16 protein-coding genes and 1 pseudogene are annotated in these 23,781 nt (G+C 70.4%); 6 read left to right on the top strand and 11 right to left on the bottom strand.

Translation table 11 applies throughout. The features are described 5' to 3' along the window. The first annotated feature begins 728 nt into the window (after positions 1-728). Entirely contained in the window at positions 729-977 is a 249-nt protein-coding gene (locus ACFYM6_RS33315) for a hypothetical protein (protein WP_387281444.1), read from the top strand. A 389-nt stretch (positions 978-1,366) separates the two neighbouring features. On the opposite strand, the gene ACFYM6_RS33320 is transcribed toward ACFYM6_RS33315, so the two are convergent. Next, a complete protein-coding gene (locus tag ACFYM6_RS33320) occupies positions 1,367-2,860 on the bottom strand; it encodes a protein kinase (protein WP_387281445.1) in 1,494 nt (497 codons plus the stop codon). A gap of 853 nt (positions 2,861-3,713) precedes the next feature. Here ACFYM6_RS33320 and ACFYM6_RS33325 point away from each other — a divergent pair. Beyond that, positions 3,714-5,804 (top strand): bifunctional polysaccharide deacetylase/glycosyltransferase family 2 protein, encoded by a 2,091-nt coding sequence (locus ACFYM6_RS33325; RefSeq protein WP_387281470.1) that lies wholly within the window; start codon positions 3,714-3,716, stop codon positions 5,802-5,804. 68 nt (positions 5,805-5,872) lie between these two features. Here ACFYM6_RS33325 and ACFYM6_RS33330 read toward each other — a convergent pair whose 3' ends face one another. Continuing rightward, complete coding sequence (locus tag ACFYM6_RS33330; RefSeq protein WP_387281446.1) at positions 5,873-6,913, bottom strand: glycoside hydrolase family 6 protein; 1,041 nt, start codon at positions 6,911-6,913, stop codon at positions 5,873-5,875. Positions 6,914-6,923: 10 nt separating this feature from the next. Continuing rightward, positions 6,924-7,220: pseudogene (locus ACFYM6_RS33335) on the bottom strand (transposase); the annotation flags it as partial. A gap of 171 nt (positions 7,221-7,391) precedes the next feature. Between ACFYM6_RS33335 and ACFYM6_RS33340 the strand changes: the two are divergent. Together ACFYM6_RS33340 and ACFYM6_RS33345 are read left to right on the top strand one after the other, a co-directional pair. Then, entirely contained in the window at positions 7,392-7,916 is a 525-nt protein-coding gene (locus ACFYM6_RS33340) for an RNA polymerase sigma factor (protein WP_387281447.1), read from the top strand. Beyond that, positions 7,913-9,088, top strand: coding sequence for a CU044_5270 family protein (locus ACFYM6_RS33345; protein WP_387281448.1), 1,176 nt, complete (start codon positions 7,913-7,915; stop codon positions 9,086-9,088). The genes ACFYM6_RS33340 and ACFYM6_RS33345 overlap by 4 nt, the downstream gene beginning before the upstream one ends. Positions 9,089-9,611: 523 nt before the next feature. On the opposite strand, the gene ACFYM6_RS33350 is transcribed toward ACFYM6_RS33345, so the two are convergent. The 5 genes from ACFYM6_RS33350 to ACFYM6_RS33370 all read right to left on the bottom strand — a co-directional run bounded on the left by ACFYM6_RS33350 (position 9,612) and on the right by ACFYM6_RS33370 (position 16,723). Then, positions 9,612-9,788: a DUF7003 family protein gene (locus ACFYM6_RS33350; protein ID WP_387281449.1), complete on the bottom strand. Its 177-nt coding sequence runs from the start codon at positions 9,786-9,788 to the stop codon at positions 9,612-9,614. Continuing rightward, positions 9,730-10,014 (bottom strand): DUF7003 family protein, encoded by a 285-nt coding sequence (locus ACFYM6_RS33355; protein WP_387281450.1) that lies wholly within the window; start codon positions 10,012-10,014, stop codon positions 9,730-9,732. Before ACFYM6_RS33355 ends, ACFYM6_RS33350 begins: the two co-directional genes overlap by 59 nt. Positions 10,015-10,106: 92 nt before the next feature. Further along, positions 10,107-10,913 (bottom strand): CPBP family intramembrane glutamic endopeptidase, encoded by an 807-nt coding sequence (locus tag ACFYM6_RS33360; RefSeq protein ID WP_387281451.1) that lies wholly within the window; start codon positions 10,911-10,913, stop codon positions 10,107-10,109. Between the two features lie 7 nt (positions 10,914-10,920). Further along, complete coding sequence (locus tag ACFYM6_RS33365) at positions 10,921-15,471, bottom strand: amino acid adenylation domain-containing protein (protein WP_387281452.1); 4,551 nt, start codon at positions 15,469-15,471, stop codon at positions 10,921-10,923. Positions 15,472-15,478: 7 nt separating this feature from the next. After that, positions 15,479-16,723: an LLM class flavin-dependent oxidoreductase gene (locus ACFYM6_RS33370; protein ID WP_387281453.1), complete on the bottom strand. Its 1,245-nt coding sequence runs from the start codon at positions 16,721-16,723 to the stop codon at positions 15,479-15,481. A 188-nt stretch (positions 16,724-16,911) separates the two neighbouring features. Between ACFYM6_RS33370 and ACFYM6_RS33375 the strand changes: the two genes are divergently transcribed. Both ACFYM6_RS33375 and ACFYM6_RS33380 read left to right on the top strand, forming a co-directional pair. Further along, the gene (locus ACFYM6_RS33375; RefSeq protein ID WP_387281454.1) at positions 16,912-17,190 is read left to right on the top strand and encodes an acyl carrier protein; all 279 of its coding nucleotides are present in this window, start codon (positions 16,912-16,914) and stop codon (positions 17,188-17,190) included. After that, positions 17,191-18,918 (top strand): acyl-CoA dehydrogenase family protein, encoded by a 1,728-nt coding sequence (locus tag ACFYM6_RS33380; protein WP_387281455.1) that lies wholly within the window; start codon positions 17,191-17,193, stop codon positions 18,916-18,918. Here the strand turns inward: ACFYM6_RS33380 and ACFYM6_RS33385 are convergent. From ACFYM6_RS33385 to ACFYM6_RS33395, 3 genes are read right to left on the bottom strand one after another with little or no spacing between them, the layout of a single operon-like run. Then, on the bottom strand, positions 18,890-19,627 hold the full coding sequence (locus ACFYM6_RS33385) for an aspartate/glutamate racemase family protein (RefSeq protein ID WP_387281456.1): 738 nt from the start codon (positions 19,625-19,627) through the stop codon (positions 18,890-18,892). The genes ACFYM6_RS33380 and ACFYM6_RS33385 overlap by 29 nt on opposite strands. Further along, on the bottom strand, positions 19,624-21,891 hold the full coding sequence (locus ACFYM6_RS33390; RefSeq protein ID WP_387281457.1) for a 7-cyano-7-deazaguanine synthase: 2,268 nt from the start codon (positions 21,889-21,891) through the stop codon (positions 19,624-19,626). Before ACFYM6_RS33390 ends, ACFYM6_RS33385 begins: the two co-directional genes overlap by 4 nt. Beyond that, complete coding sequence (locus tag ACFYM6_RS33395) at positions 21,888-23,741, bottom strand: amino acid adenylation domain-containing protein (RefSeq protein ID WP_387281458.1); 1,854 nt, start codon at positions 23,739-23,741, stop codon at positions 21,888-21,890. The genes ACFYM6_RS33390 and ACFYM6_RS33395 overlap by 4 nt, the downstream gene beginning before the upstream one ends. Positions 23,742-23,781 lie beyond the last annotated feature (40 nt).

Genomic DNA, 23,781 nt, shown 5'->3' on the forward strand with positions numbered 1-23,781 from the left:
CCGAGGACCCCACGTCCACTTCCACCACTGTCCGGTCTGAACGCCTTCATCCGTGTCGCACCAATCAACACATTCGCGTTGCTGAGATCAGCTCACTGCCCGGTGTCGGTGCGCAAGCAACAGGCGCTCGACCGTTCCCAAGGCGTCCGGCTCCGCTTCCCTCCGAGCACAGGACCTGCCCGTCTCGGCGTCCCCGGTGGCGTTCTACCTCCGTCCAAGACCAGGGCGGCCACCGACAGTAGGGTGAACTATTAGATATCAGGGCACAGCCGGAGCTCACAGACTGTAGTGAATAGACGACATGATGTAGAGAGATCCGATTAATTCGGAAGAATGGTTTTGCAGACCGCAAACCCACACTAGACTGCCCGCCCATGTCGTACAGCAACTCCGGCCCCGACGACCAACAACACCGGTTCCACACCCAACCCACGGCGCCGTCCACCCAACCCACGGCGCGGATCGAGTACGTGGACGTGCACCACGACTGTGGCCCGGGGCCGTGCACCCCACCCGCGGCGGCCTACCCCCAACCGCCGACCCCGCAGTACCCCTCACCCGCAGCCGCCTACGGCCAGCCCCCGGCACCGCAGTACCCCTCACCCGCCGCGTACGCCCAGCCCCCGATGTCGCCGTACGCCCCATCTGCCTACCCGCCGCCGCACTATCCGGACCCGCCGGCGCCTCGCGAGCGGCACCAGGGAAATACCGCTACCATCGTCGCCCGCTTGACGGTAGGTGTGACCGGCGGCGTGGCTTTCATCTTCGCCTTGCACATATTTTTTTCCTTGGCCCAAGCGAACCAAAGCAACGGGGTCGTGCAATTCGTGTATGTGTTGGCCAAAGTGTTCGTACTAGGGTTCGGTGACGTCTTCACGCCGAACGACGCCAAGATAGGGCTCGTTCTCAACTACGGACTCGCCGCCCTGGCGTACCTGGTTGTTGGGCGGCTGGTTGCCCGGACGCTCCGGCAGTAGCCGTCCACAAGCGTCCCTGATCCGCTTAGCGATCCTGGGTCGGATGGGGTTTCCGGGATCGTTTCCCACCGTGGTGGAGATGCATGGACGTGGAGATGGAATCCTGCGCCCAGTGCTGCTCATCGTGGCCAGTGGTGGTGGGTGTGCTGGGCGTGTTCACGTCCTGGTGTCGGTGGGCTGCGCGGAGCAGCCTCCCGGTCCGTTGGTGCGTGTCCCTCCGGACGCTTGCCCGCCTGACCGTGGGGCCGGGTGGGGGAGGGTGCCCCGCATCGCCTGGGCGCGGGGCGTGAGGTGCGGGGCCGGGTGGGGCCGGTCTTCGACCGGTCCCTCCGGCTGGCATTAGAGGTGCTTGGGGTGACGACGGCCTGGTTTACGCCACCTCGACGTCCTCACCGCAGGTCGGCGGCGATTCGGTCGGCGTCGGCGGTCAGGGCGTCGTAGCCGTCGGCAGTGAGCTTGCCGCCGCGTCGCAGGTCGCCGAGCTTCTCGCGCAGCTTCTTGAGCTGGTTCTCTGCCTGGTCCGGGTCGTTCTCGGCGATCTCCTTCGCGATCGCGTCCACCTTGGTGTGCAGGTCCTTCGCGGCATCCGGGTTCAACCGGCCGGCTTCCACCTGTTCCCGGATCGACTGGCGCATGCCGGCGATCGGGTCAGCCGGTGGAGTGGGGCTCGGCCTACGGGAGGTGGCCCGAGGGCTCGGTGTGGGGCTGGCCGGGTTGCGGGTGGCGGACGCGACGGTGCGCAGCGTCGGCGTGGTGGGCGCCACGGCCGGCACGTGGGGCGCCACGGCGGTGGTGGCCGATGCCGGCGGCGTGGGCGGCCCCGCGATCGAGGTGTGGTCGTCGCGGTCGAGCAGCGTGACGCCGGTCAGGGCGAGCAGCGCGACGCCGAGCACGGCCGCCGCCAGCAACGCATCGCGCCGATGCCGTGCTGGGCGGTCGCCCCACCTGGGGTGTGCCGAGCCAACTGTGTCCGGCCGGGGCTGAAGAGCGATCACCGGCATGGACCGTCCCGGCCGGCCCGGTTCCGCTGGCGTGACCGACACGAGGGGAACCGGCGTGCCGGCCCGGGGCAGCAGGGCTGCGAGGCGGTCCCGGACCTCGGCCGCGTCGGCCGGCCGGTCGGCGGGATCTTTGGCCAGCAGTTGGGCGGCCAGGGCGTCCAGCTCGGCGGGTACGTCGGGCCGGCGCTCGCGCAGCGGCGGGGGTGGCTCGTTGACGTGCTGATGCAGCACGCTGAGCGGCTCGCCGGTGAACGGCGGACCGCCGGCGAGCATGGCGTAGAGGGTGCAGCCCAGCCCGTACAGGTCGGTGCGGTGGTCCACCGGCTGGCCGAGGGCCTGCTCGGGAGACATGTACGAGCTGGTGCCGAGCTTGGTCGCCGGCTCGGTGAGGGTATTTTCCTCCTCTGCCCAAGGAAGGCGGGCGATGCCGAAGTCGCAGATCTTCACTGTGCCGGCGGCGGTGACGATCAGGTTGCTCGGCTTCACGTCACGGTGCACCACTCCGGCCGCGTGCGCGGCGGCGATCCCGTCGCAGGTCTGTACGGCGATCGACAACGCCTGCAGGACGGTGAGCGGGCCTTCGGCGATCAGCGCGGACACGGTCCGCCCCTCCACCAGTTCCATGATCAGGTAGGAGTCGTTCGCCTCGGTGCCGAAGTCGTAGACAGCGACGATGTGCGGATGGGTCAGCCCGGCCGCCGCACGGGCCTCGCGGTCGAAGCGTTCCGCGGCCATCGGCTCCTGCAGGCCCGCCGCGGTCAGCACTTTGATCGCCACGGGGCGGTCCAGGCGCAGGTCGCGACCGCGCCACACCTCACCCATGCCGCCGCTGCCCAGCAGCTCCTCGCACTGGTAGCGGCCATCCAGCAGACGTCTCGGCAAGGCCCTCACTGCTCCAACCCTGCGCGCCGCTACATGGGGGCGGTGACGCGACGGCCGGCATCGGGGTCATCGGACGAACCATCAGGAGTTCCTCATGGTGGGCGTTCCCCCAAGCTGGACAACGCGCCATCGGCACCGAGGAAACGGCCGGCCGGCGTCACACACCGCCCATCGATCTACCGACCGTCGCGCGACAATCACGAACACGCTGAATTCAATGGAAACGGTCTCTTAAAGGGGTGTAGGCGGACGGAACGGGGGCGGCGAAGGCGAATCGTTTCCGCGACTAAGATCCCGCGCGTGGATCAAACCGCCATCATTCCCGCCGTACCCGAACCACCCCCGGTCTTTGTCGATCCGAGCGGTCGGCGGCGGCGGTGGCTGCGCCGCCTCGCGTACGGCTTCGGCGTGCTCGGTGTCGGCTACACGCTGGTGGTGGGGGTGAGCTTCGCCGGCGGTCCGGCACGTCCCGAGACCGTCTTACCGTTTGTCGAACCCACTGCAAGCCCGTCCTGGCAGCCGCCCCCCACCCTCTCGCCCGATCAGTCGCCCACCGCTGGTGCCTCCGCCAGGCCTTCGGCCCGGCCCACCTCGCTGCGTACCGGCACGCCGGCGGCCGGCTCTGGCGCAACACCCCGTAGCTCCGCGTCGGCCAGGCCGAGTGCGCACCGGCCCTCCGTCCCGACGTCGCCCAAGGCGTCGCCGAAGCCCAAGCCGGGGCCCAAATCGCCAGGCCCGACCGGACAGGGGCCCGCCGGTGAGTGACCGCAGTGGCGTGGGGCTGAAGGCCCACCGTCACCCGCGCCGGACGTACCGGCGTATTGTGCCGCGTCCCAGTTGGACGGTGCTCGCGATGGTGTTCGTGCTGCTCGGGGGGTTGCTCTTCGTCGAGGCGTACGCCAACGCCGCTTTCGTGCCCGATCACAAGGCCACCCCCAGAGGCCAGGACAACGTGCCCACCGAGGTACGCGACGGCGGCCCCATCCTCAACGTCGGCGCCGACGGGCGTACCCAGTCGCACCGCCTGCCGCCCCGTACCCTGGCGCTGACCTTCGACGACGGGCCGGATCCACGCTGGACGCCGGAGGTGCTCCGGGTGCTGGCGCGGCACCAGGTGAAGGCAACCTTCTTCGTCCTGGGCACGCAGGTTGTCCGGCATCCTGAGCTGGCCCGGGAGATGGTGGCGGCCGGACACGAACTCGGCGTGCACACGTTCACCCACGCCAACCTTGCCGACCTCCCCGCCTGGCGCCGGCAGCTAGAGTACGAGCAGACCCAGATGGCGATCGCCAGCGCCACCGGAGTCCGGACCGCCCTTCTGCGCTTCCCATACTCGTCGCGCGCGGACGCCTATACCGACGGGGACTGGCCGCTGCTGCGGCAGGCCGGTGAGCTGGGCTACCTCACGGTGGTCAACGACGTCGACAGCCTGGACTGGGCGAAGCCCGGCATCGAGACGATGATCGCCAACGCCACGCCATCGGGCTACGCGGGAGCAATCTCGCTGTGGCACGACGCCGGTGGTGACCGGTCGGGAACGGTCGCCGCCCTTGACCGGTACATCCCGCTGATGACGGCGCGCGGTTACCGCTTCACCACTGTGACCGAGGGGCTGAACCTCGCGCTGGCCGGGGCAGGTGTTGCGGTGGCGGGGCACACCCCGGTCAGGCTCGGCGAGCGGTGGCGCGGTGACGTGCTGGCGCTGGCGGTGCGCGGTGCCGATGCCACGTTCAGCGTCTTCGGTGTGCTCTTCGTGATCGTCGGGGTGCTCACGCTCGGGCGTACCGTCCTGCTGTTCCTGCTCGCCCTGCGGCACGCACGCCGGCGACGGCGTCACGACTGGTCGTGGGGTCCGCCCGTGACCGAACCGGTCTCCGTGGTCGTCCCGGCCTACAACGAGAAGGAGGGCATCGCCGCGGCGGTGCGGTCCCTGGCGGGCGGCGACCACCCCGGCGGGATCGAGGTCGTCGTGGTCGACGACGGATCCACCGACGGCACCGCCGACATCGCCGAGGCCCTCCGGCTGCCGAACGTACGGGTGGTGCGCAAGCCGAACGGGGGCAAGCCGAGCGCATTGAACACCGGCGTCGCGTTGGCGCGGTTCAACCTGATCGTCATGGTGGACGGGGACACCATCTTCGAGCGCGACTCGGTCCGGCGACTGGTCCAGCCGTTCGCTGATCCTCGCGTGGGTGCCGTGGCCGGCAACGTCAAGGTGGGCAACCGTGGCAGCCTGATCGCCAAGTGGCAGCACATCGAGTACGTCATCGGATTCAACCTGGATCGCCGCCTGTACGAGACCCTGCGGTGCATGCCCACCGTCCCAGGCGCGATCGGCGCGTTCCGCCGGCAGGCGCTCAACGAGGTAGGCGGGATGACCGACGAGACGCTGGCCGAGGACACCGACATCACCATGGCGCTGGGCCGGGCCGGCTGGCACGTGGTGTACGAGGAGACGGCCCGCGCGTGGACCGAGGCGCCGACCACCCTCGGACAGCTGTGGAAGCAGCGATACCGCTGGAGCTACGGCACCATCCAGGCGATGTGGAAACACGCGGCTTCGGTCTTCGACCGGGGCGCTTCCGGCCGGTTCAGCCGCCGCTGCCTGGCCTTCCTGGCGCTGTACGGGGTGCTGCTGCCGCTCGGCGCGCCGGTGATCGACCTGCTCGCCGTGTACGGCCTGCTCTTCCTCGACCGGACGGAGACCGTACTGGCGTGGCTGGCGATGCTCGGCCTGCAGTTCGTCACCGCGATCACGGCGTTCCGGCTGGACCGGGAGAAGCTCGGAGTGCTCTGGGCGCTCCCACTGCAGCAGTTCGCCTACCGGCAACTGATGTACCTGGTGCTGCTCCAGTCAGTGGTCACCGCGTTGACCGGCGGCCGGCTGGGCTGGCAGAAGCTGCGCCGGACCGGGCTCGCGCCGCCAGCACCCGGCCGAGCCTAACTGGGGTCTGTCTCGACGTGGGTTCCGTTCTGGCCTGGGGTTGATGTGATGTTGCGGCGCGTCCGGGATCAGCCGGCCGCGTCGCGGGCGAGCGCGAGGGCATACTCGGGCCACCAGACCCCGCGCTCGGGTTCGCCGGGGCGGCAGGCTCCGTCGGACTCACCCGGGTACTTGATCCAGAGCAGCGCGTCGACCCGGTCGAGGCCGGGGGCATCGGTGGGTTCCTCGCCGAGCGCCCGGCCCGGCGGGTTGCACCAGCTCGGTGCGCCGTCCACGGTGGCGCCGGCGGCCGGGCCGTTGCCGTTACGACTCGTGTCGATCACGAACCGGACATCGCCGCCAAGGGCGTCGGACAACCGGTGGCCGTACCGGACGTTGTCCCGGGTACGGAGGAAATTGGCGACGTTGAGCGCGAACCCGTCGGCGTCCCTGACGCCGGCCTGGCCCAGTGCCGCGGCCAGCGACGCAGTGTCGCTGATCCACTCGGGGTGCCCGGCGTCCAGGTAAACCCGGGCCGCGCCGGTGCTCTTGAGCACGGCGACCGCGTCGCGCAGCAGCAGGAGCCGTTCCTTGAGGTTGCGGACGCACCGATCCACGGCGTCCGGGACCGCGCCGGGTTCGAGGACCACGATGACCGGCCTGCCCTCGATCCCGCCGGCCAGCTCACGGATCCAGCGCTGGTACTCCTGGCCGGTCGCGGCTCCCCCGGAGCCCTGCCGGTCACAGTCCCGGTCCGGCACGTTATGAATGACCAGGACCGGTGTCTGGCCCGCGATCGTCGCCTGGGTCAGGTAGTCGTCAACCTCCTCGCGAACCGGAGCATTGCCGCCGACCAGCCACTTCGCGCTCGGGCGGGTGCTGATCCGGCGCAGCGTCTCCGCGTCGGCGACCCGGCCGGCACGCTCCCATCGGTCGACCTCCTGAGCGGCCTCGCTGTCCGGGTCCACATAGAAGACCGGTGGCGGCGGGGGCGGCGAGAACGACGCGGAGTTGCCGACCCCACGTTCCGCAGCGCCACCGCCGCAGCTCGACAGCAACGCGATCAGTACGACCCCGGCTGGCACAAGGGCCCAACGGCGTCGCCCGGGACGGTAAATGGTGCGTACCACGGCGGTCAGGCTACCGGCGTCGGCCCCGCATTGGTGTATCCCGCAGCGCCCGGTAAATCTCTCGGGCGACGTGTCGTTTGAGGCAGCGCAGGATCTCGGTCTTGGTCTTGCCCTCGGCCGTGCGGCGGGTGACGTAGTCCTTGGTGGGCTGGTGGCAGCGCATGCGGACCAGGGTGATGCGCCAGAGGGCGCTGTTGGCGTCGCGGTCGCCGCCGCGGTGCAGGCGGTGGCGGTCTGTCCGGCCGGAACCGGCGGGGATGGGGGCGACGCCGTAGAGCCTGGCGAAGGCGGCTTCGGAGTGCAGTCGGGGGGCGGGTCACCCGACCCGGTGGCAGCGGTCTGCCTGCGATGACCGGGGCGAAATTCATGGCTGATGTAAGAAACGGCGTGCCCGAGACATTTCTTGGTGATGGAGAACCTCTGACAGGAAGGGCCGAAGTCAGTGCCAGAACTTCAACCGGAGGATCATTTCACCTCTGTGTACCGGGCGCACTACCGGCAGGTGTATGCGTATGCTGTCGCGCGCGCTGGTCGTCAGCTGGCCGATGAGGTCGTCGCCGAGACGTTTCTGGTGGCGTGGCGGCGGTTGCCGGCGCTGCCGAGGGCTGCGCCGCTGCCATGGCTGCTTGCCGTCGCTCGCAATGTGGTGGGTGAGCGATACCGTGCGGAGGAACGGCGGCAGGCGGTCGCTGCCGAGATGCGCGCGTGGATCACCGACGAGGAGTTGTCCGTCGGTGACGTGGCAGACGGTGTCGCCGAGCGGGCTGTAGTGCTCGCGGCTCTGGCCCAGTTGTCCGACGACGACCGCGAATTGTTGACGCTGGTCGCCTGGCATGGGTTGGCGCCAGGTCACGCGGCTCGGGTCCTCGGCTGCTCTACAGCGACGTACTACGTGCGCCTGCATCGCGCCCGGCGTCACGTGAAGGCCGCGATGGCCGCCGCCACCGAGCCGGAATTGCCTCGATCCGCCGCCACGCTTATTCCGAAGGAGTCAATCCGATGAGCCGCTCACCAGACGTCCTGAATCTGCTTGCCAAGGCCAGGCCGGCACGACTGAACCCACCGCCGAACCGGGCCGAGGACACCGCACAGGCCATTGCCGGCATCATGGCCAATGCCTCAGCCGCCGACCGGCATGCGGCGCTCGACCAGCCCCGCACGCCCCGACGTCCGCGGGCGGTTTTGCTCAAGGCGGTAGGGGTGGCCGCGGCGGCTGTCACCGCCGTCGCGGTGGCCGTGGCCGTGGCCGGGCCGGGCGCCGCTCCGCGCAACGCACCCAATGCCGCACCCGGTATCGTGTCGCCGGCCCCGCAGAGGCCGATGGACGCTAGCCGGTTGCTGCTCGTAGCAGCCGAACGCAGCAACAAAACCTCGCCAGACAGCGGGCGTTATCTGACCATCCAAACGGAGAGCGGCTTCGCGGTGCCGGTCGAGGCCGCCGACGGCACGTACACCATGTTCGCCAGGAGCGGTAGCCAGTACTGGCTGGCCCGCTCCAGCGCCGACCGTAGTTGGGTCATTTCGCAGTCGCTCGGCGCTGCGCCCGCCACGCCAAGTGACGAGGCGGCCTGGCGTCGCAACGGTTCCCCGGCAGTCATGAGGATCACCAAGCCGAAGCCGTTCGACCTGCAGATCGCCCCGGGCAAGGTTCACGGCAACACGGTCGACGCGGCGCACCTCTTCGCCCTTGGCGACCGAAACGTGTCGCAGGCGGAACTCGACGCGCTACCGGCTGACCCGGTTGCCCTCCGCGGCGCACTGCTCAGCCGCTTTGACGGGGGAGGCGGTGACATGCCCACCGACCGCGACCAGTGGCTGTTCACCGTCGCCGCCAGCGTGGTGATCGACCTGCCGGTCAGCAACAAGGTCCGCGCCGCCGCATACCGCATGCTCGCCACGTTGCCGGGGGTCCGCGGGCTGGGCGTCGTGCACGACATGCACGGCCGGCCCGGGCAGGCGATCGCATTCGCCCAGGAAAGCCCCACGTTCGGCCGCTTTGAGGTGCGTCTGATCATCGACCCGGACACCGGGCAGGCCCTCGGCAAGGAGATGCGCGCGGTGGAGCCGCGCGGCCCGCGGTCGCGGATCGAGCCAGGCGCTATCAGCACGTACCAGCTGGTGCTGGTCTCGCAGAACACCGACGACAATCCGCCGAAGGTTGACGTCACCGACTGAGCCACCGCGAGAGGACAGGACACGTGCGAAAGCTGTACCGAACTTGGTGATGGTGACCCTCGCGTCACCCCACGAGTAGGCTAGGCCCCCACGGACGTCCAGTGGGGGCCTACCGGGTCGCCGGCGTGACCTGGGACCGTCGCGACAGCAGACGCTGCTGGCAGCCCTGCTGGTCGAAGGAGGATGACAGGTGCTCCGGGAAACGGCGATCGACCGGGCCAGGGGCACACGGCCGCCTGCGTCGGTGCGAGCCGCCGTGTATTCGTAGGTGACCCGGCTGCGCCAGGCATTGGTCGTGGCGGGACCCGAGGGGACCGATGGACCAGCCATCGTGCGCCGACCGGCCGGGGTACACGCTGAGGATCAACGACGAGCAGGTGGATCTGCACCGCTTCCACACGCTCGTCGAGCTGTCATGCGGAACGACATTGCCAGAGGACCGCCGTCGGACTGCCCTGCGGGAGGCGTGGAACCTGTGGCGGGGTACGCGTTGACGATGATCTGCCGCACATACGGCTCCGGGTCACGGCTCGGCAGTAACTGCGATCGTCTGGCCGCGAACCACTATCGGCCCTCCCTGGTAGGTCTCGGGCTCGTCGGGGTCCTCTATCTGGTCCCAGTTGTCTACTCGTTCGTGAAAGTCACCGCTTCCACAGCCAGGTTCGCCGCTGGTCAGGCAGTCGTCGAATACGTGGAGCACGTCGATGAGGTTGTCGGCCCCGTGGCGAGTAGCCGACCGTCTCGACGATGAGGGCCCACTGCCCAACGTTCAGGTACCCATGGAGCCGAGCATCGACGGCGTAGTAGTAGCCGTGGCCGAGGTCCGGAAAAGCCTCGGGTGCTGGACGGTTCGAGAACGACGGAGCGCTGGATCTCTGTGACGAGTTGCGCGACCTCGACGGTGAGGCCGCGCGTGGCCCGTTCATCGAGATGACAACGGCGGGGTCATGGTTGGGTGGCCGCTGCTGCCGGCCTTAGAACTCCAATACCAAAGATCGTTAACCGCGCAGCGGCTGGATCAGACCTGTAGATAGATCAGGAGGCCGATCGTGGTGTTGGCGACCACGTGGGCGGCGAACGGATAGCCGATGCCGCCGGTCCGCAGCCGGATCACGCTGAGCAGGTAGCCCCACACCCCGGCCATCACGATGCCGAGCGGCCCGGAAGGGATGCCGTTGGCGTGCGAGATGCCGAACGCCACCGACTCGATCACCAGTGCCAGGTGGATTCCCCAGGTGTTGATGAGTTCGGTCTGCAGAACGCCACGGAACAGCAGCTCCTCCCAGGCGGAATTGACGAGGGCGAATCCCAGGATTGCGGCGAACGCCTGCCACGGGGAGGCGTGCTGCAACTGGCCCAGGAACTCCGAGAGCTTGGGGTCGTCGATGAGGGTCCAGAGGAACAGCCCGAGGACGCTGGTGACGACGACGGCGATGAAGAGCGCGATGCCGCCGGGCGTCAGCGGACCCCACCTCAGCCACGGCGCAATCGGACGCAGCAGGCCGCGCCGGTGCAGCACCCAGCCCGCCACCGCCGGCGCGACCACGAACAGCGTCGTGACCAGCGCCGGCGGGAAGCCCGCGAACACGTACAGGGAGAACAGGAATGCGACCAGGTCGCAGCAGATCACCAGGCGGAGCACGGCGGGCGACGGCCGCAGGGCCGCGACCAGCGTGATGAGCAGCAGGGCGATGCCGCCAGCCAGGGTGAGGGCGGGGCTCTCCGGCACGAGGACCACGGCGATGGCGAGGGCGGTGCCCAGGGTCAGCGCTCGCTCGGTGCGGGAGGAGGAGGCCACCACCGGCACGGTCATCGAATCGTGCATCGTTCTCCTATCCGAATTGCGCCTCGAACTCCTCAATCTCCCATTGTTTCAGTTCGACCAGCGCCACGTCCGAAGGGGTGAGTCCGTTGGCCCCGGTCCGGGTGACATATTCGCCCAGTTCGTGAAGGATGGCGAGCCAGCGGTCTGCGATCTCGCCGGCCTTTCCCTCGTCGAGGACCTCTTCCGGCCAGGTCATTCGGAGGGACAGGCGGGGACCGCCCGGTTCCATCTGGACGATCGCCACGACGTCCAGGGCGTGGGTCAGCGGCATCTGCGGCGGCTGATCGGTCAGCGCGAAGGAGCTCTCGTCGGTCAGCCAGTAATCGTTGCCGCCCCCGGCCATCCGGAACCGGCCGAGGTAGTTGAACCGGACCTCGGGGGCCGGCAACGCGGCCAGCACCGGGCGGGTCACCGGGTTGAGGTGGCGCAGCAGCCCGTACCCGACGCCCCGGAGGGGCAGCGCGCGCAGTTGCTCCTTCACCCGCTTGACTGACTCGACCGCGCGGACGCCAGGAGGGAGGTCGCCGGCCAGGTCGAAGCGCACCGGATAGATGCTGGTGAACCATCCGACGGTGCGGATCAGGTCCAGGCCGTGCACGACGTCCTCGCGGCCGTGGCCCTCGAGGTCGATCGGTACGCCCGTGCGGCTGCCGGTGACCTCGGCGAGCGCCATCGCCAGGCCGGTGACGAGCACATCCTGCGCGTCGGCGCCGAACGCCTGGGCGGCCCGGTCGAGGAGCGCCTCGGTCTCATCGGCGCCAAGGGTGCGCACCAGCGACCCCACCTTGCCGGCCCGGTCCCGTTCCGCATCGAGGGGGCGGCTGGCCAGCGTGGGCGCGTCCGGCGCCAGCATGCCGGTCCAGACCTCCAGGGTGTCCGCCAGCGCGGGGTCCTGGGCCGCCAGCACCAGCTGCTCGGCCCAGCGCTTGACGGACGTCACGGGCCGGTCCACGGTGGCCTGCCCGGCGGCGGCCAGGTCGGCTAGCAGAATGTGCCATGACACGGCGTCCACCGCCAAGTGGTGGGCGACCAGCAGCAACTGCCCCGCGTCGGCGAACCAGACCACCTCCAGCATCCGCCCCGCCGCGGGATCCAGCCGATCGCGGGCTTGAACGAACTCGCTGCTCAGATCTCCACCGGTCACCCGCCGTACGCAGTTGCGGGCGTCAACCGCTCCGGCCGGCGGGACGGACAGGCCCCACACCGTGCCGTCGCCGCTGCTGACCAGGCGCGCCCGCAGCGCGTCGTGCCCGTCGAGGACCGCCTGGACCGCGGCGACGAGCTGCTCCTCGCCGAGCGGCGGTACCTTCACCACCAAGCTCTGGTGGAAGCCCTGGACGTCGCCGCCGATCTCGCGCAGCCAGTGCATGACCGGCGTGGCCGGGATCCGGCCGGTGCCGTCGTCCGGCGCGGCTCCGCCCGCGTCCTCGGGCGTCGCGGTCGACGCCGCGCCGGCCAGCAGGGCGGGCGTTCGATGCCGGAACACGTCCCTGGGGGTCAGCAGCATGCCCGAGTTGCGGGCCCGCGCGGCCACCTGGATGGCCAGGATGCTGTCGCCGCCGAGCACGAAGAAGTCGTCGTCGGCGCCGATCCGGGCGATGCCCAGGACGTCGCCGAAGATCCGGCACAGGTCGTCCTCCTGGGGCGTGGCCGGCGCGCGGCCACCGGACCCGGACGCCAGGTCCACCGGCGGCAGCGCCTTGCGGTCCACCTTGCCGTTCTGGTTCAGCGGCAGGGCGTCCAGCGGGACGAGCACGGTCGGTACGGCGTAGTCGGGCAGCTGGTCGGCGGCGTATGCGCGCAGGGCCTGCAGATCGGAGTCGCCGACGACGTAGCCGATCAGGACCTTCTGCCCGGCCGGGCCGTCCACCGCGACGACCACGGCGTCGGTCACGCCCGGCGCGCCGCGCAGGACCGCGTCGACCTCGCCGGGCTCGATCCGTTGTCCGCGGATCTTCAGCTGGAAGTCGCGGCGGCCGAGGAAGTCGAGCTGTCCGTCGGGGAAGTAGCGCACCCGGTCGCCGGACCGGTACATCCGGGCGCCGGTGTCGCCGGCGAACGGGTCGGGGAGGAACTTCGTGCAGGTCCGCATCGGATCGGCCAGGTAGCCGCGGCCCACCCCGATGCCGCCGATGTAGAGCTCGCCCGGCATACCGAGCGGCACCGGCTGCAAATTGTCGTCCAGCACGTATAGGCGGGTGTTGCGCAGCGGGCGGCCGACCGGCACCCGGGCCACGTCGTACGGGGAATCCTTGGTGAGCACGGCGTGCGAGACGTCGTCGGAGCACTCGGTGGCGCCGTACGCGTTGATGATGTTGACATTCGGGTGGAGGGCGAACCAGCGCACGCACATCTCCGGCGGCAGGACTTCGCCGTTCACGATGTACCAGCGGAAGGCCGGCAGGTCTGGCGCGGCGGTGGCCGGCCCGCCGCCGCTCCACGCGGCGAGCGTCGCGCGCATGAAGGACGGCACCACCTCGAGGATGGTGACCTTCTCGGCGGCGATCAGCTGGAACAGCGCGAGTGGGTCGGCGGCCATCTCGTTGCCGACGATCCGGGTGTGGCCGCCGACCAGCAGCGGCGCGACCATCTGCCACACCGAGACGTCGAAGGTGAGCGGCGCGTTGTGCGCCACCGAATCGGCGGCGGTCATTCCGAGGTCGCGGACCTTCGCCACAAGGTGATTGATCATCCCGTGCTGGGAGACCATCGCGCCCTTCGGTCGGCCGGTGGAGCCGGAGGTGAAGTAGACGTAGGCGAGATAGTCGTCGTCCCCGGCCAGCGGACCGAGGTTGTTCGGGGCGTCGCGGTCCTCGTCGAGGACCACGATCTCGATCGGCCGGTCCGCAGCGGCGGCGATCGCCTCCGCCAGCCCGGCGTGCTCAGGCTCCACGAGCAGAAGATCAATCCCGTTGTCGTGGACGAGCGAGGCGTTTCGGGTCAGTGCGGCATCCACATCCAGCGGGACGTACGCCGCGCCCGCGCCCCAGATGCCCAGCATAGACGCGACGACCTGCACTCCCCGGCCGGTCAGCACGCCGACGAGCACCTCCGGGCCGGCGCCCGCCTGCCGCAGCTTGCCGGAGATCGCGCTGCCCCAGCCGACCAGCGCGGCGTAGTCCAGGCTGGTCCGGTCGTCCACTGCCGCGACGGCCCGGGGTGACTCCGCGGCGACCTTCCGGATGCGCTGGACGACGTTCTCGAAGGACTCGCTCTCGTCGGTGGCGTTCCAGTCGACCAGCACCCGCTTGCTCTCCGCGGGCAGCAGGACCTCGGTGTCGGCGATCGGGCGGTGCGGGTCGGCTGCCAGCCGTTCCAGGAAAGCCAGCATGCGATCGGCGTGCAGGTCGAGGTCGTCCGCGGTGTAGCTGCGCGCCGTGGCCGCGAGGTCGAGCACCAGGTCGAGGCCGGCTCCCGGGTGCGCGGTGAAGGCGATGTCCTCGACCGGGCCGTACGACACGTAGCGCAGCGTTGCCGGCGTCCCGGCGAAGTCGAACCGCTGGTCGATCGGCAGGACGTTGACCTCAGGCCCGTACAGGCGGCGCCCGGAGTCGAGATAACCCAGGTCGCGCCGGAGGAACTCCTGGTTGTACCGCTGATGCCGGACCAGCCGCTGAGTCTGCAGGCTGACGGCCCGGATCAGGTCCACGACGGTCGCGCCCGGTTCGACGGTGAGCCGCAGCGGCAGGACGTTCGACATCATGCACGGCGTCCGGAGGGCGGCGGGAGTGCGCCGCGCGGTCACCGTCATTCCCAAGACGATGTCGCGCGCGCCCGTGGTGCGGTGCAGGTAGGCGGCGACCCCGGCGAAGAACGCACCCGGCCAGCCCTGGCTGGACAGGCCCGCGGCGGCGGTCAGCGAGTCCAGGGCCGACGGCGGGATCGTACGGGTCAGGCGCAGCTGGCCGTTGCCGGGCAGCGACACGGTGTCCGCGAAACCGGCGACCTCGGGCCGGTCGGCGAGGTGGTCGTTCCAGAAGGTCCGGTCACGCTCGAAGTCCGCCGAGCCGCGGTAGCCGGCCTCCTCCTCCAGGAGCTCCTCGACCGTCGCCCAGGATGCCTCGGGGCAGCGGGCCCCGGTCACGTCGGCGGTGTAGAGCTCGGCGACCCGGCGGGCGAGCAGGCCGGCGCCGTACCCGTCGATGACGACGTGGTGCCCGCGCATGTACCAGATCCAGTGCTCGTCGCCGAGGGCGAGTAGGGCGGTTGCGAACAGGTTCCGCCCGGTGAGATCGGCCGGGCGGTCGATGTCGGCGGCCATCCAATCCACCGCGGCCTGCCGGGGCTCAGCCGTACCGGTCAGGTCGACGTGCGGGAAGTCCATGTCCTGGGCCGGCGCGACCACCTGGTGGAAGCCGTCATCGTCGACGGACACCTGCAGCCGGATCGCCTCGGACTCCTCCATCACCCGGCGCACGGCCCGGTGCATGGCGGACCGATCGAGCGGGCCGGTGATCTCCACATACTGGCCGGCGGTGTAGGAGCGGTCGTGCGGGTTCAGGTACTGCGCCGTCCACACGCCGGACTGCGCGGCCGAGAGCGGGAGCCGTGACTGCATGCGTATCTCAGCCCTTCTGCACCGCGGAACGCGGCAGCGCGGTCGGCATGGCGGTACGGGGCACCCGGTATTCCGGGTCCACCTCGCGGGCGGCGGTGCGGCGGGCCAGTGCGGCCTCGATCGCCGGGGCCAGCCGCTTGGCCTTGGCCAGCTCCGCGCTTTCGTGCCGCTCGGCGAACTCCGGCATCACCTCGCGGGCGAACAGCTCCATCGAGGAGCAGATGTGCTCGTGTTTGATCCGGCCGGACTGGGCGATCAGCAGGATCTGGTCCACGCCGGCCGCCTCGTATTCGCGGAGCGTCCTGCGGATCTGCTCCGGGGTGCCGATGCCGCTGTACGCGCCCTCGAGCACCGCGGGAAACTCCTTGTCGACCTGGTCCCGCGGCGTGTCGAGCCCGAGGTCGCGAGCGAGGTCGCCCTTCCCGGGCACGTGCGAGCCCAGACCCCAGTAGTAGGCGAGCGACCGGGCGAAGAACCGGTGGTCGGCCAGCCCGCGCTCGCGCGCGGTGGCCTCGTCCTCGTCGCACATCAGGTAGAGCGTCATGGCGACCTGGGGGTTGACCGAGTAGCCGGCCGGCACGCATTCCTCCGACTCGATGGTTGCGTAGTAGTCGCCGATCCACTTCTCGGCCTCGTCTGGTGCGACGAAGGAGAAGGTGAGGGCGCCGAGGCCGTGCCGAGCGGCGTGCGTGAGGCTCTCCCGCTTGCTGCACGCGGTCCACATCGGCGGATGCGGCTTCTGCAGCGGCTTCGGCACGATGTTGCGCGGCGGCATCTGCACGTACGTGCCGTCGTAGCCGGCAAACGGCTCCTCGACGAACATGCGGGTGACCGCGTCGATTGACTCCCGCCATTGCGCTCGCTTGGCCGACATCTCGATGCCGAACGCGCCCAGCTCGACCTCGGTGCTGGACTCGCCGGTGCCGAACTCGGCCCGGCCGTTGCACAGCAGGTCGAGCATGCCGATCCGCTCGGCCACCCGGGCCGGTGCGTTGATCCCCGGCGGGAGCACCATGATGCCGTGGCCGAGCCGTATCCGCTCGGTGCGCTGGCTCGCGGCGCCGAGCAGCACCTCGGGCGCCGAGCAGTGGCTGTACTCCTCGAGGAAGTGATGCTCCACGGCCCACGCGTAGTCGAAGCCGAGCCGGTCGGCCAGCTCGATCTGCGTCAGCGTGTCGTGCACGATGCGCAGCTCTGAGTCAGGCCGCCACGGCCGAGGGAGCTGAAGCTCGTAGAACAGACCGAACCGCATGATCGTCCCTTCGCGAGGAATGCTGCCGCCGGGGAATACGATAAGAGGAATTCGTGGCCTGCCGGACCTGAGTTTGCCGCCGGTCCCGGTCGCTCTTAAGCGCCGATTAAGGTGCCTTTTATGGTCTGCTGTTACTGTCCTGACAGTCTCGCCCGCGATACCCAGTGCCGCGTCCGGAGGAAATAGCGATGTCAAAGAGCCTTGATATCAGGAACACGAGTGAGCTCCAGTCCTGGTTGCGGGAGCGGATCGCGTTCTATCTGGACCAGCCGGCGGACACCATCGATCCGGACACCGAGCTGGCACACTATGGTATGAACTCCGTCTATGCCGTCAGTCTGCTGGCCGACCTGGAGACCAAACTCGGCGTAGAAATCGATTACATGCAGGCGACATGGGGCTATCCCACGGTCAACAAGCTCGTCGAGTACCTCGAGGCCCTGCCGGCGAATCGCGAGGGTGAATAGATGACTGGATTGTTGTCCCCCGCCCAGGTGCTGGCGGGTGCCTTCGACGATTACCTGGGCGACCCCTACGCGGGCGGGACGCCGTTCTCCTACGACGAGATCGTCGCCGGTGATGAGGCCTCGGAACTGCCGCCGAACGCCCGCTCGACGATCGAGAAGTGGGGGTTCCACGAACTTCTCGTGCCGGTGGAGCAGGGTGGCCGGCTGCGCACCCTGGACGAGCTGCTGCACGTCTGCCGGGTCCTGTCCCGGCGCAACCCGACGATCGCCGTGATGTACGGCTCCGCCCTGCTGGCGGCGAACCCGGTGTGGCTGTGGGGCAGCGCGCGGCAGAAGCGGGAGCTCGCGGACGAGCTGCTGTCCGGTGGGCTGGCCTGCTTCGGGGTGTCCGAGGCCGATCACGGCAGCGACCTGCTGTCCACCGAGGGGACCCTGGTCCGCGAGAACGGCGGCCTCCGCCTGAACGCGGCGAAGTGGCCGGTGGGCAACGCCACCCGGGCCCGGTTCGTCACCGTGCTGGCCCGCACCGGCGAGCACGACCTCTCGCTGGCTCTGGTGGACAAGCAGCAGCTGTCCGACGGCGCGGTGCGCCACCTGCCGTTCGTGCGCACCCTCGGCCTCAAGGGGCACGACCTGAGCGGAGTCGAGTTCCACGACGCCGTGCTGCCGGGCGACGCGTTGGTCGGGCCGCCCGGCATCGGGGTGACCCAGGTGCTCAAGACCCTGCAGATCACCCGGACGGCCATCGCGGCGATGTCGCTCGGCGTGATGGACGCGGTGCTGCGCATGGGGCTCGGCTACGCCATGGACCGACGCCTGTACGGCGATCGGATCTTCGCCATTCCGATCATACGGCACCAGCTCGTACAGGAGCACGTCAACCTCTTCATCGGTGAGTGCACCACGCTGCCGATCTCCCGGGCGCTGGTGCTCGCGCCGGAGCGGCTGAGCCTCTGGTCCGCGATCGCGAAGTATCTGGTTCCGGTCATGGCCGAAAAGACGGTGCACAACGTCGGTGTGGTGATGGGCGCCCGCAGCTACCTGCGCGAGGGCGTCGCCTCCGGCGCCTTCCAGAAGCTGCAGCGCGACCATGCGATCGCGAGCGTGTTCGAGGGCACCACCCACGTGAACCTGCACTGGATCGCCGAGCAGTTGCCCGCCGTGGTGGCCGGCGCCGGCGAGCCGGACGACGCGGCGCAGGATCTGCTGCGGCAGCTGTTCGACCTGGGCGACAACACCGCGGCGTGGCACCCCGACGGGCGACGGCTGCGCCTGGCCAACGGCGGCCTGGACGAGATCACCGCGGCCTGGCCACTCGCCGTCCGCCGCGCCGAGGCGCTGCTGCGGGGGCCGCGCCCGCCCGCGGCCGGCGCCGAGATTCTGGACCTGTGCGCCCGGCTGAGCGAGCTGCGCGCCGCCCTGTACCACCGCATCGCGGCCACCGAGTCCTGGCAGTCAAGCTCGGTCGCCGCCATCACGGCCGCGAATGAGCACTGTGCCCACCACGCCGCCGTGTCATGCCTGCTGATCTGGCTCGACAATCGGGATCGCCTCGGCGGTGCCTTCGCCGACGGCGGGTGGCTGGTGCTGTCGCTTCAGCGGTTGCTGCAGCGCCTCGGAGTGACCGTGGCGGTCGACGAGCGGCACGAGGCGGAGCTGGCGCAGCAGTTGGAGCGCGGCGCCGAGAAGAAGGACTGGTTCACCCTGGCATCACTCCCGGCCGGATGAGCGTCGGCGTGTCCGACTCGCCGTGTAGCCGGTCGAGACACGCCAGAGCGAGAGCCTGGAGGCTGGACACCATGGCGTCGGCGGGCAGGCCGGCGGCTTCGTACGCGATGGGCAGTTCGGTACAGGCGGCCAGCACCGGAACCCGGTGCTGGCGCCACAGCCCGCGGGTCGCCGCCGCGAACACCTGCCCGGCTTCGGCCGTCCGTCCGGCCTTGACCAGGACGCTTGTCTGCTGAATGGAAGCCTGAGCCGCGGCGCCGGGCACGTGCAGCGGGTAGCCCAGCCGGCGGGCCCGGTGCTGGTAGAGACCGCTCGCCACGGTGCCGGTGGTGGCCGCGAGCCAGCCGCCGCCGGGCGCCCGCCGGACGGCCTCCCGCAGCGTGGCGTCGACGATGTGCACCAGGGGCAGCGGCAGCTCGTCGCCGATCCGGTCGATGAAGGCGTGCGCCGTGTTGCAGGGGACGGCCAGCAGGTCTGCCCCCCAGCGCACGAGATCCAGCAGGGCCGCCCGGATCGGGATCAGCGGGTCCAACCGGCCGGCCAGCACTGCGGCGCTGCGGTCCGGGATGCCCGGCTCGGAGATCAGGAGTACGCGCGGGTGCTCCTGATCGCTGGTAGCCGGCGATTCGGCGGCCAGCAGGCGGAGGAACTCGGCCGTCGCGGCCGGACCCATCCCGCCGAGGACGCCGAGGTTTCGCCGGATCGTCATGCGGCCGGGGAATCGCCGGCCGAGAGTTTGCCGGCCGGCCGCTCCAGCTGGGCCGCGATCCGGGCGGGATCGACACCGGCAGCCGGCCCGCCGGTCCAGTGCAGACGGAGTCGTCCGTCGATCAGGCTCACGCCGAGCTCCAGCGGATACACGGACGGCAGCGCGGTCAGGCCGTGGCCCGGCAGGGCTGAGGGCTGGAACGGCTCGGCCTGGCTGGCCTCCGCCCCGAACGGCCCGAAGTAATGCAGCCGGATGGGCGCGATGTCCGGCCCGGCGACGGGCCCGACGGCGAGAAACGGGCCGAGCGTGGTCTCGGACCCCGCCGTGTGGTCGACGACGTCCACGGTGAGCGGGGGAGTGCCGATCACGGCCAGCACAGCGGTGATCTCCGCGGGCTGGGCGGTGGGCGGAGATGCCCAGTCGAGCTGGGCGAGGAACGATCCGGCCGGCGGCGGCTCGGGAGCCGCGCCGTCGAGCCAGTCCCACACGTCGGCTAGATCGGTCAGCAGCAGCCGGAACGAGCGGACGTCGAGGACCAGGGCGTGCGCGGCGAACAGAAGCAGGCGTGCGTCGTCGGTGTCGACGACCGCGCAGCGCACCACCGGGCCGGCCACCGGGTCCAGCTGTGCGAGCAGCCGGTCCGCCAAGGCCGGCAGCAGGTCGACGCGCGGCTCGGGGCGCCCGGTGAGGTCGACCCGCGGCACGGCGATGCGCCCGATGCCGCCGTCGGCCTGCGTCCACCCGCCGTCCGGGCCGTCCGGGCCGGGCGGCGCGAAGCGCAGCCGGAGCGCGTCGTGGCGCAGCATGAGCCGCAGCACCGCGCGGCGGACCTTGGCGAGGTCCGCGTCGTCCGGCAGCCCGACCAGGGCGACCCGTCCGGGCGTGCCGCTCTCCGCCAGGATCCGCTGCTGCGCGGGGGTTAGAGGGAACGACTCGGCGGATGCTTGAGGGGATTTCGGCTCGACGGTGACCGGGGCCGGGGAGGGCAGTTCCTGCCGCTGCAGCACGCCGCCGTCGCGAGGGATGCGGTCGACCGCCACCCACTGCTCGGGAACGAGGAAGTCCGGCAGGGTCCGCGCGGAAAAGCTCCGCAGCGTACCCGCGGTGACCGGCCCGCTCGCCACGTAGTAGGCCACCAGACGGCGGCCGAGGCGCTGCCGGTCGGCCGGATCGGTATAGCCGATCTTGGTGAGCATGCGCCGGACCCGCGGGATGTCCACGGGCGTGCGGAGCTCCTCGTCCGCGGCGGCCCGCTCCAGGTGGCCGAGCCGCACCTCCCAGCGGGTGGGCGACTCGTAGTTGTGGTAGCCGCGCTCGGCACTGTGGACGTACACGCCGACGTCGTTTATCAGGCAGTTGGAGCTGCAGAAGCCGGTGTCGGTGGGCTGCGTCCAGGCGGTCGCCTCCTCAGCCAGGTAGCGCAGGATCTCGCCCTTGGTGACGTTGCTGTAGCGGAAGAAGTCGACCACCTCGGACGCCTCGACCGCGTTCGGGTCGACCCGCTCACCGATCTGGTGGTAGACCCGGCGCCCGACCGCCAGCTGCTCCTCGATCTCCCGCGGATCGAAGATGCCGCGCTGGTAGAACCAGCTCAGGCGCTCGTCGATGATCTGGCCGCGGGACAGCCCGGTGACGATGACCGGGATCTTGCGTTCCGCGGCCAGTTCGGTGCTCAGGCTCAGCAGCGAGCGAAAGCATCCGTTGCACACGCTCTGGTGCTGGCGGAGGCTCTCCACGAAGACCCGGTTCTGGTCCGCCCGGCCGAGGGTGACGTGCTCGATGCCCAGCTTGGCGGTGATGTTCTCGACATTGCGTAGCGCGGTCTGCGAGATGAACCCGTTGTCGAAGGTGAACGTCATCACCCGCAAGCCCAGGTCCACCAGGCGGTGCAGCACGTACGTGCTGTCCTTGCCGCCGCTGAACAGGAGCAGGACGTCGTATTCTGGAGCACCGCCCGCGGTCTTCTCCCGCACCTTGCGCAGGAAGCCGTCGACATCCCCGAAGTACGAGTGGATCGCCGCTTCGTTGCCGGTGTAGAGGCGGCAGAAGTAACAGGTGCCGCCGTCGTCCACGTCCGCACCGGGGTAGGCGGCGTCCATGCCGCAGCGCACGCATGCCCGCGCCACCGCGGCGGCCGGCGCGGAGCCCTGGTACACGACGGCGCAGTCCGCGACGTTCTCGTGCGCCAGGATCGCCGTCTCGACCTCCTGCTCAAGAACGCGCGCCTGGCCCTGCTGCAGCGTCGCCGGCTCCACCTGCGTCATCGCGTACCCCCCGCAACGTCGGTCAGCGCGTCGAGCAGGTCCTCGGCCTGATCGGGCTCGCTCGCCAGGGCCTCCTCGAGCTGCCCGGCCAGCGCCTCGATGGTGCGCGCGGTGAGGAACGCCTGGAGGTGCACCTCCACGCCGAACTCCGCGCGCAGCCGGGAGAGCATAGTCATGACCAGCAGTGAGTGCCCGCCCATGTCGAAGAAGTCCTGCCGGACGCCCACCTCCGCCACCGGAAGCAGCTCCGCCCACAGCCGGGCGAGGGCCTTCTCGGTCGGCGTGCGCGGCGGCACGACCTCCTGGTCGTCCTGGTCGTCCTGGGCGGCCGGAACCACCGGAACCGGCAGGGCGCGCCGGTCGATCTTCCCGCTGATGGTCCGCGGGAGCTGGTCGAGCGGCACCAGCACGGCGGGTACGGCGCTGGGCAGCAGCCGCTGCGCGACGTGCCGGCGGATCTCATCGTTGTCCGACGGGCTGGCCAGCTCGAGGAAGGCGCACAGCGAGGACGCCCCATCGGGCTGCTCATGCACCACCACCGCCGCGTCCCGTACGGCCGGGTGGGTGCGCAGCACACTCTCCACCTCGCCCAGCTCGACCCGGACGCCGCCGACCTTGACCTGGTGGTCCTTGCGGCCGATGTACTCCAGCTCGCCGGTCGCCAGCAGACGGCCGAAGTCGCCGGTGCGGTAGACCACGTCCGCCGGGTCCCCGGTCAGCGGGTTGGTGACGAACGCGGCGGCCGTCTCCTCGGGTAGGTCGCGGTAGCCGAGCGACCGGTGCGGCGTCCGCAAGTAGATCTCGCCCATCCGCCCCTCCCGGCAGGGCCGCCCGGCCGCGTCGAGAAGCAGCACCTCCGTCTCCGGCATGGGCCGGCCGATCGGGATCGAGGCGGCCTGCGTGTCCTCAGCGGTGACGAAGCGGTAGGTCTTCGTCATCGTCGTCTCCGACGGGCCGTACAGGTTGAGCAGGCGGATCCGCTGGCCGTACCGCTCGAACCACCGGGCCGCGTCGGCGGGGGACAGCCGCTCGCCGGACATCGCGATGCAGCTCAGGTGCTGCAGCTCGAGCCCGTCCACCGAGGCAAGGCCGCGAAAGATCGACGGGACGCAGTGCACCAGCTGGATGCGCTCCGCATCGATCCAGCGGAGCAGGCCGGGCGGGTCGAGGAGCAGGTCCGGCGGCGGAATGACCACCGTCCCGCCGTTGGCGAGCGGGACGAACAGGTCCCGCAGCATGGCGTCGAAGGCAGGCGAGGTCAGGTGGCTGACCCGCCAGCCGTCCTGCGCGCCGAGCAGCTCGGTCTCCCAGCGGATGTAGTGGTCGATGGCGCCGAGCCGGCCCACGATGCCCTTCGGCCGGCCGGTGGAGCCTGAGGTGTGCATGACATAGCACGGGTCGTCGGCCGCCGGGATGTGCCGGACCGCCTCCGCGTCGAGCGTGTCCTGATCCGGGTCGCCCACGTCCGCGCACAGCAGGCGGGCGCCCGGCAGGTGCGTACCGCAGAACTCCTCGGCCGCCGCGCCCTGCACGATCGCGTGCCCGGCGGCGGTGCCGGCGAGGATGTCGCCGTTGCGCGCCTGGGGCGCCGCCAGGTCGACGGGGACGAAGACGGCACCGATCTTCAGGACGGCCAGGATGGCGATGATCGTCTCGTCCCGGCTCGCGGTGAGCACCGGGACGAGGTGGCCGGGCCCGACTCCCGCCGCGCTCAGCCGGCCGGCGAGCCGGTTCGCCGCGTTCTCCAGCGCCGCGTAGGTCAGGGTGCGTTCGGGGGACGACACCGCACGGCGTCCCGGCGACCGCTCGGCCGCGGTGCGGACCAGCGAATGGATCGCCTCGAAAGCCATCCTCTTTCCTTCCTCCGTTACGGCCATGCCAAATGCCGGA

Origin of the sequence: Micromonospora sp. NPDC006431, assembly GCF_042870725.1 — a bacterium.
Classification (GTDB): domain Bacteria; phylum Actinomycetota; class Actinomycetes; order Mycobacteriales; family Micromonosporaceae; genus Micromonospora.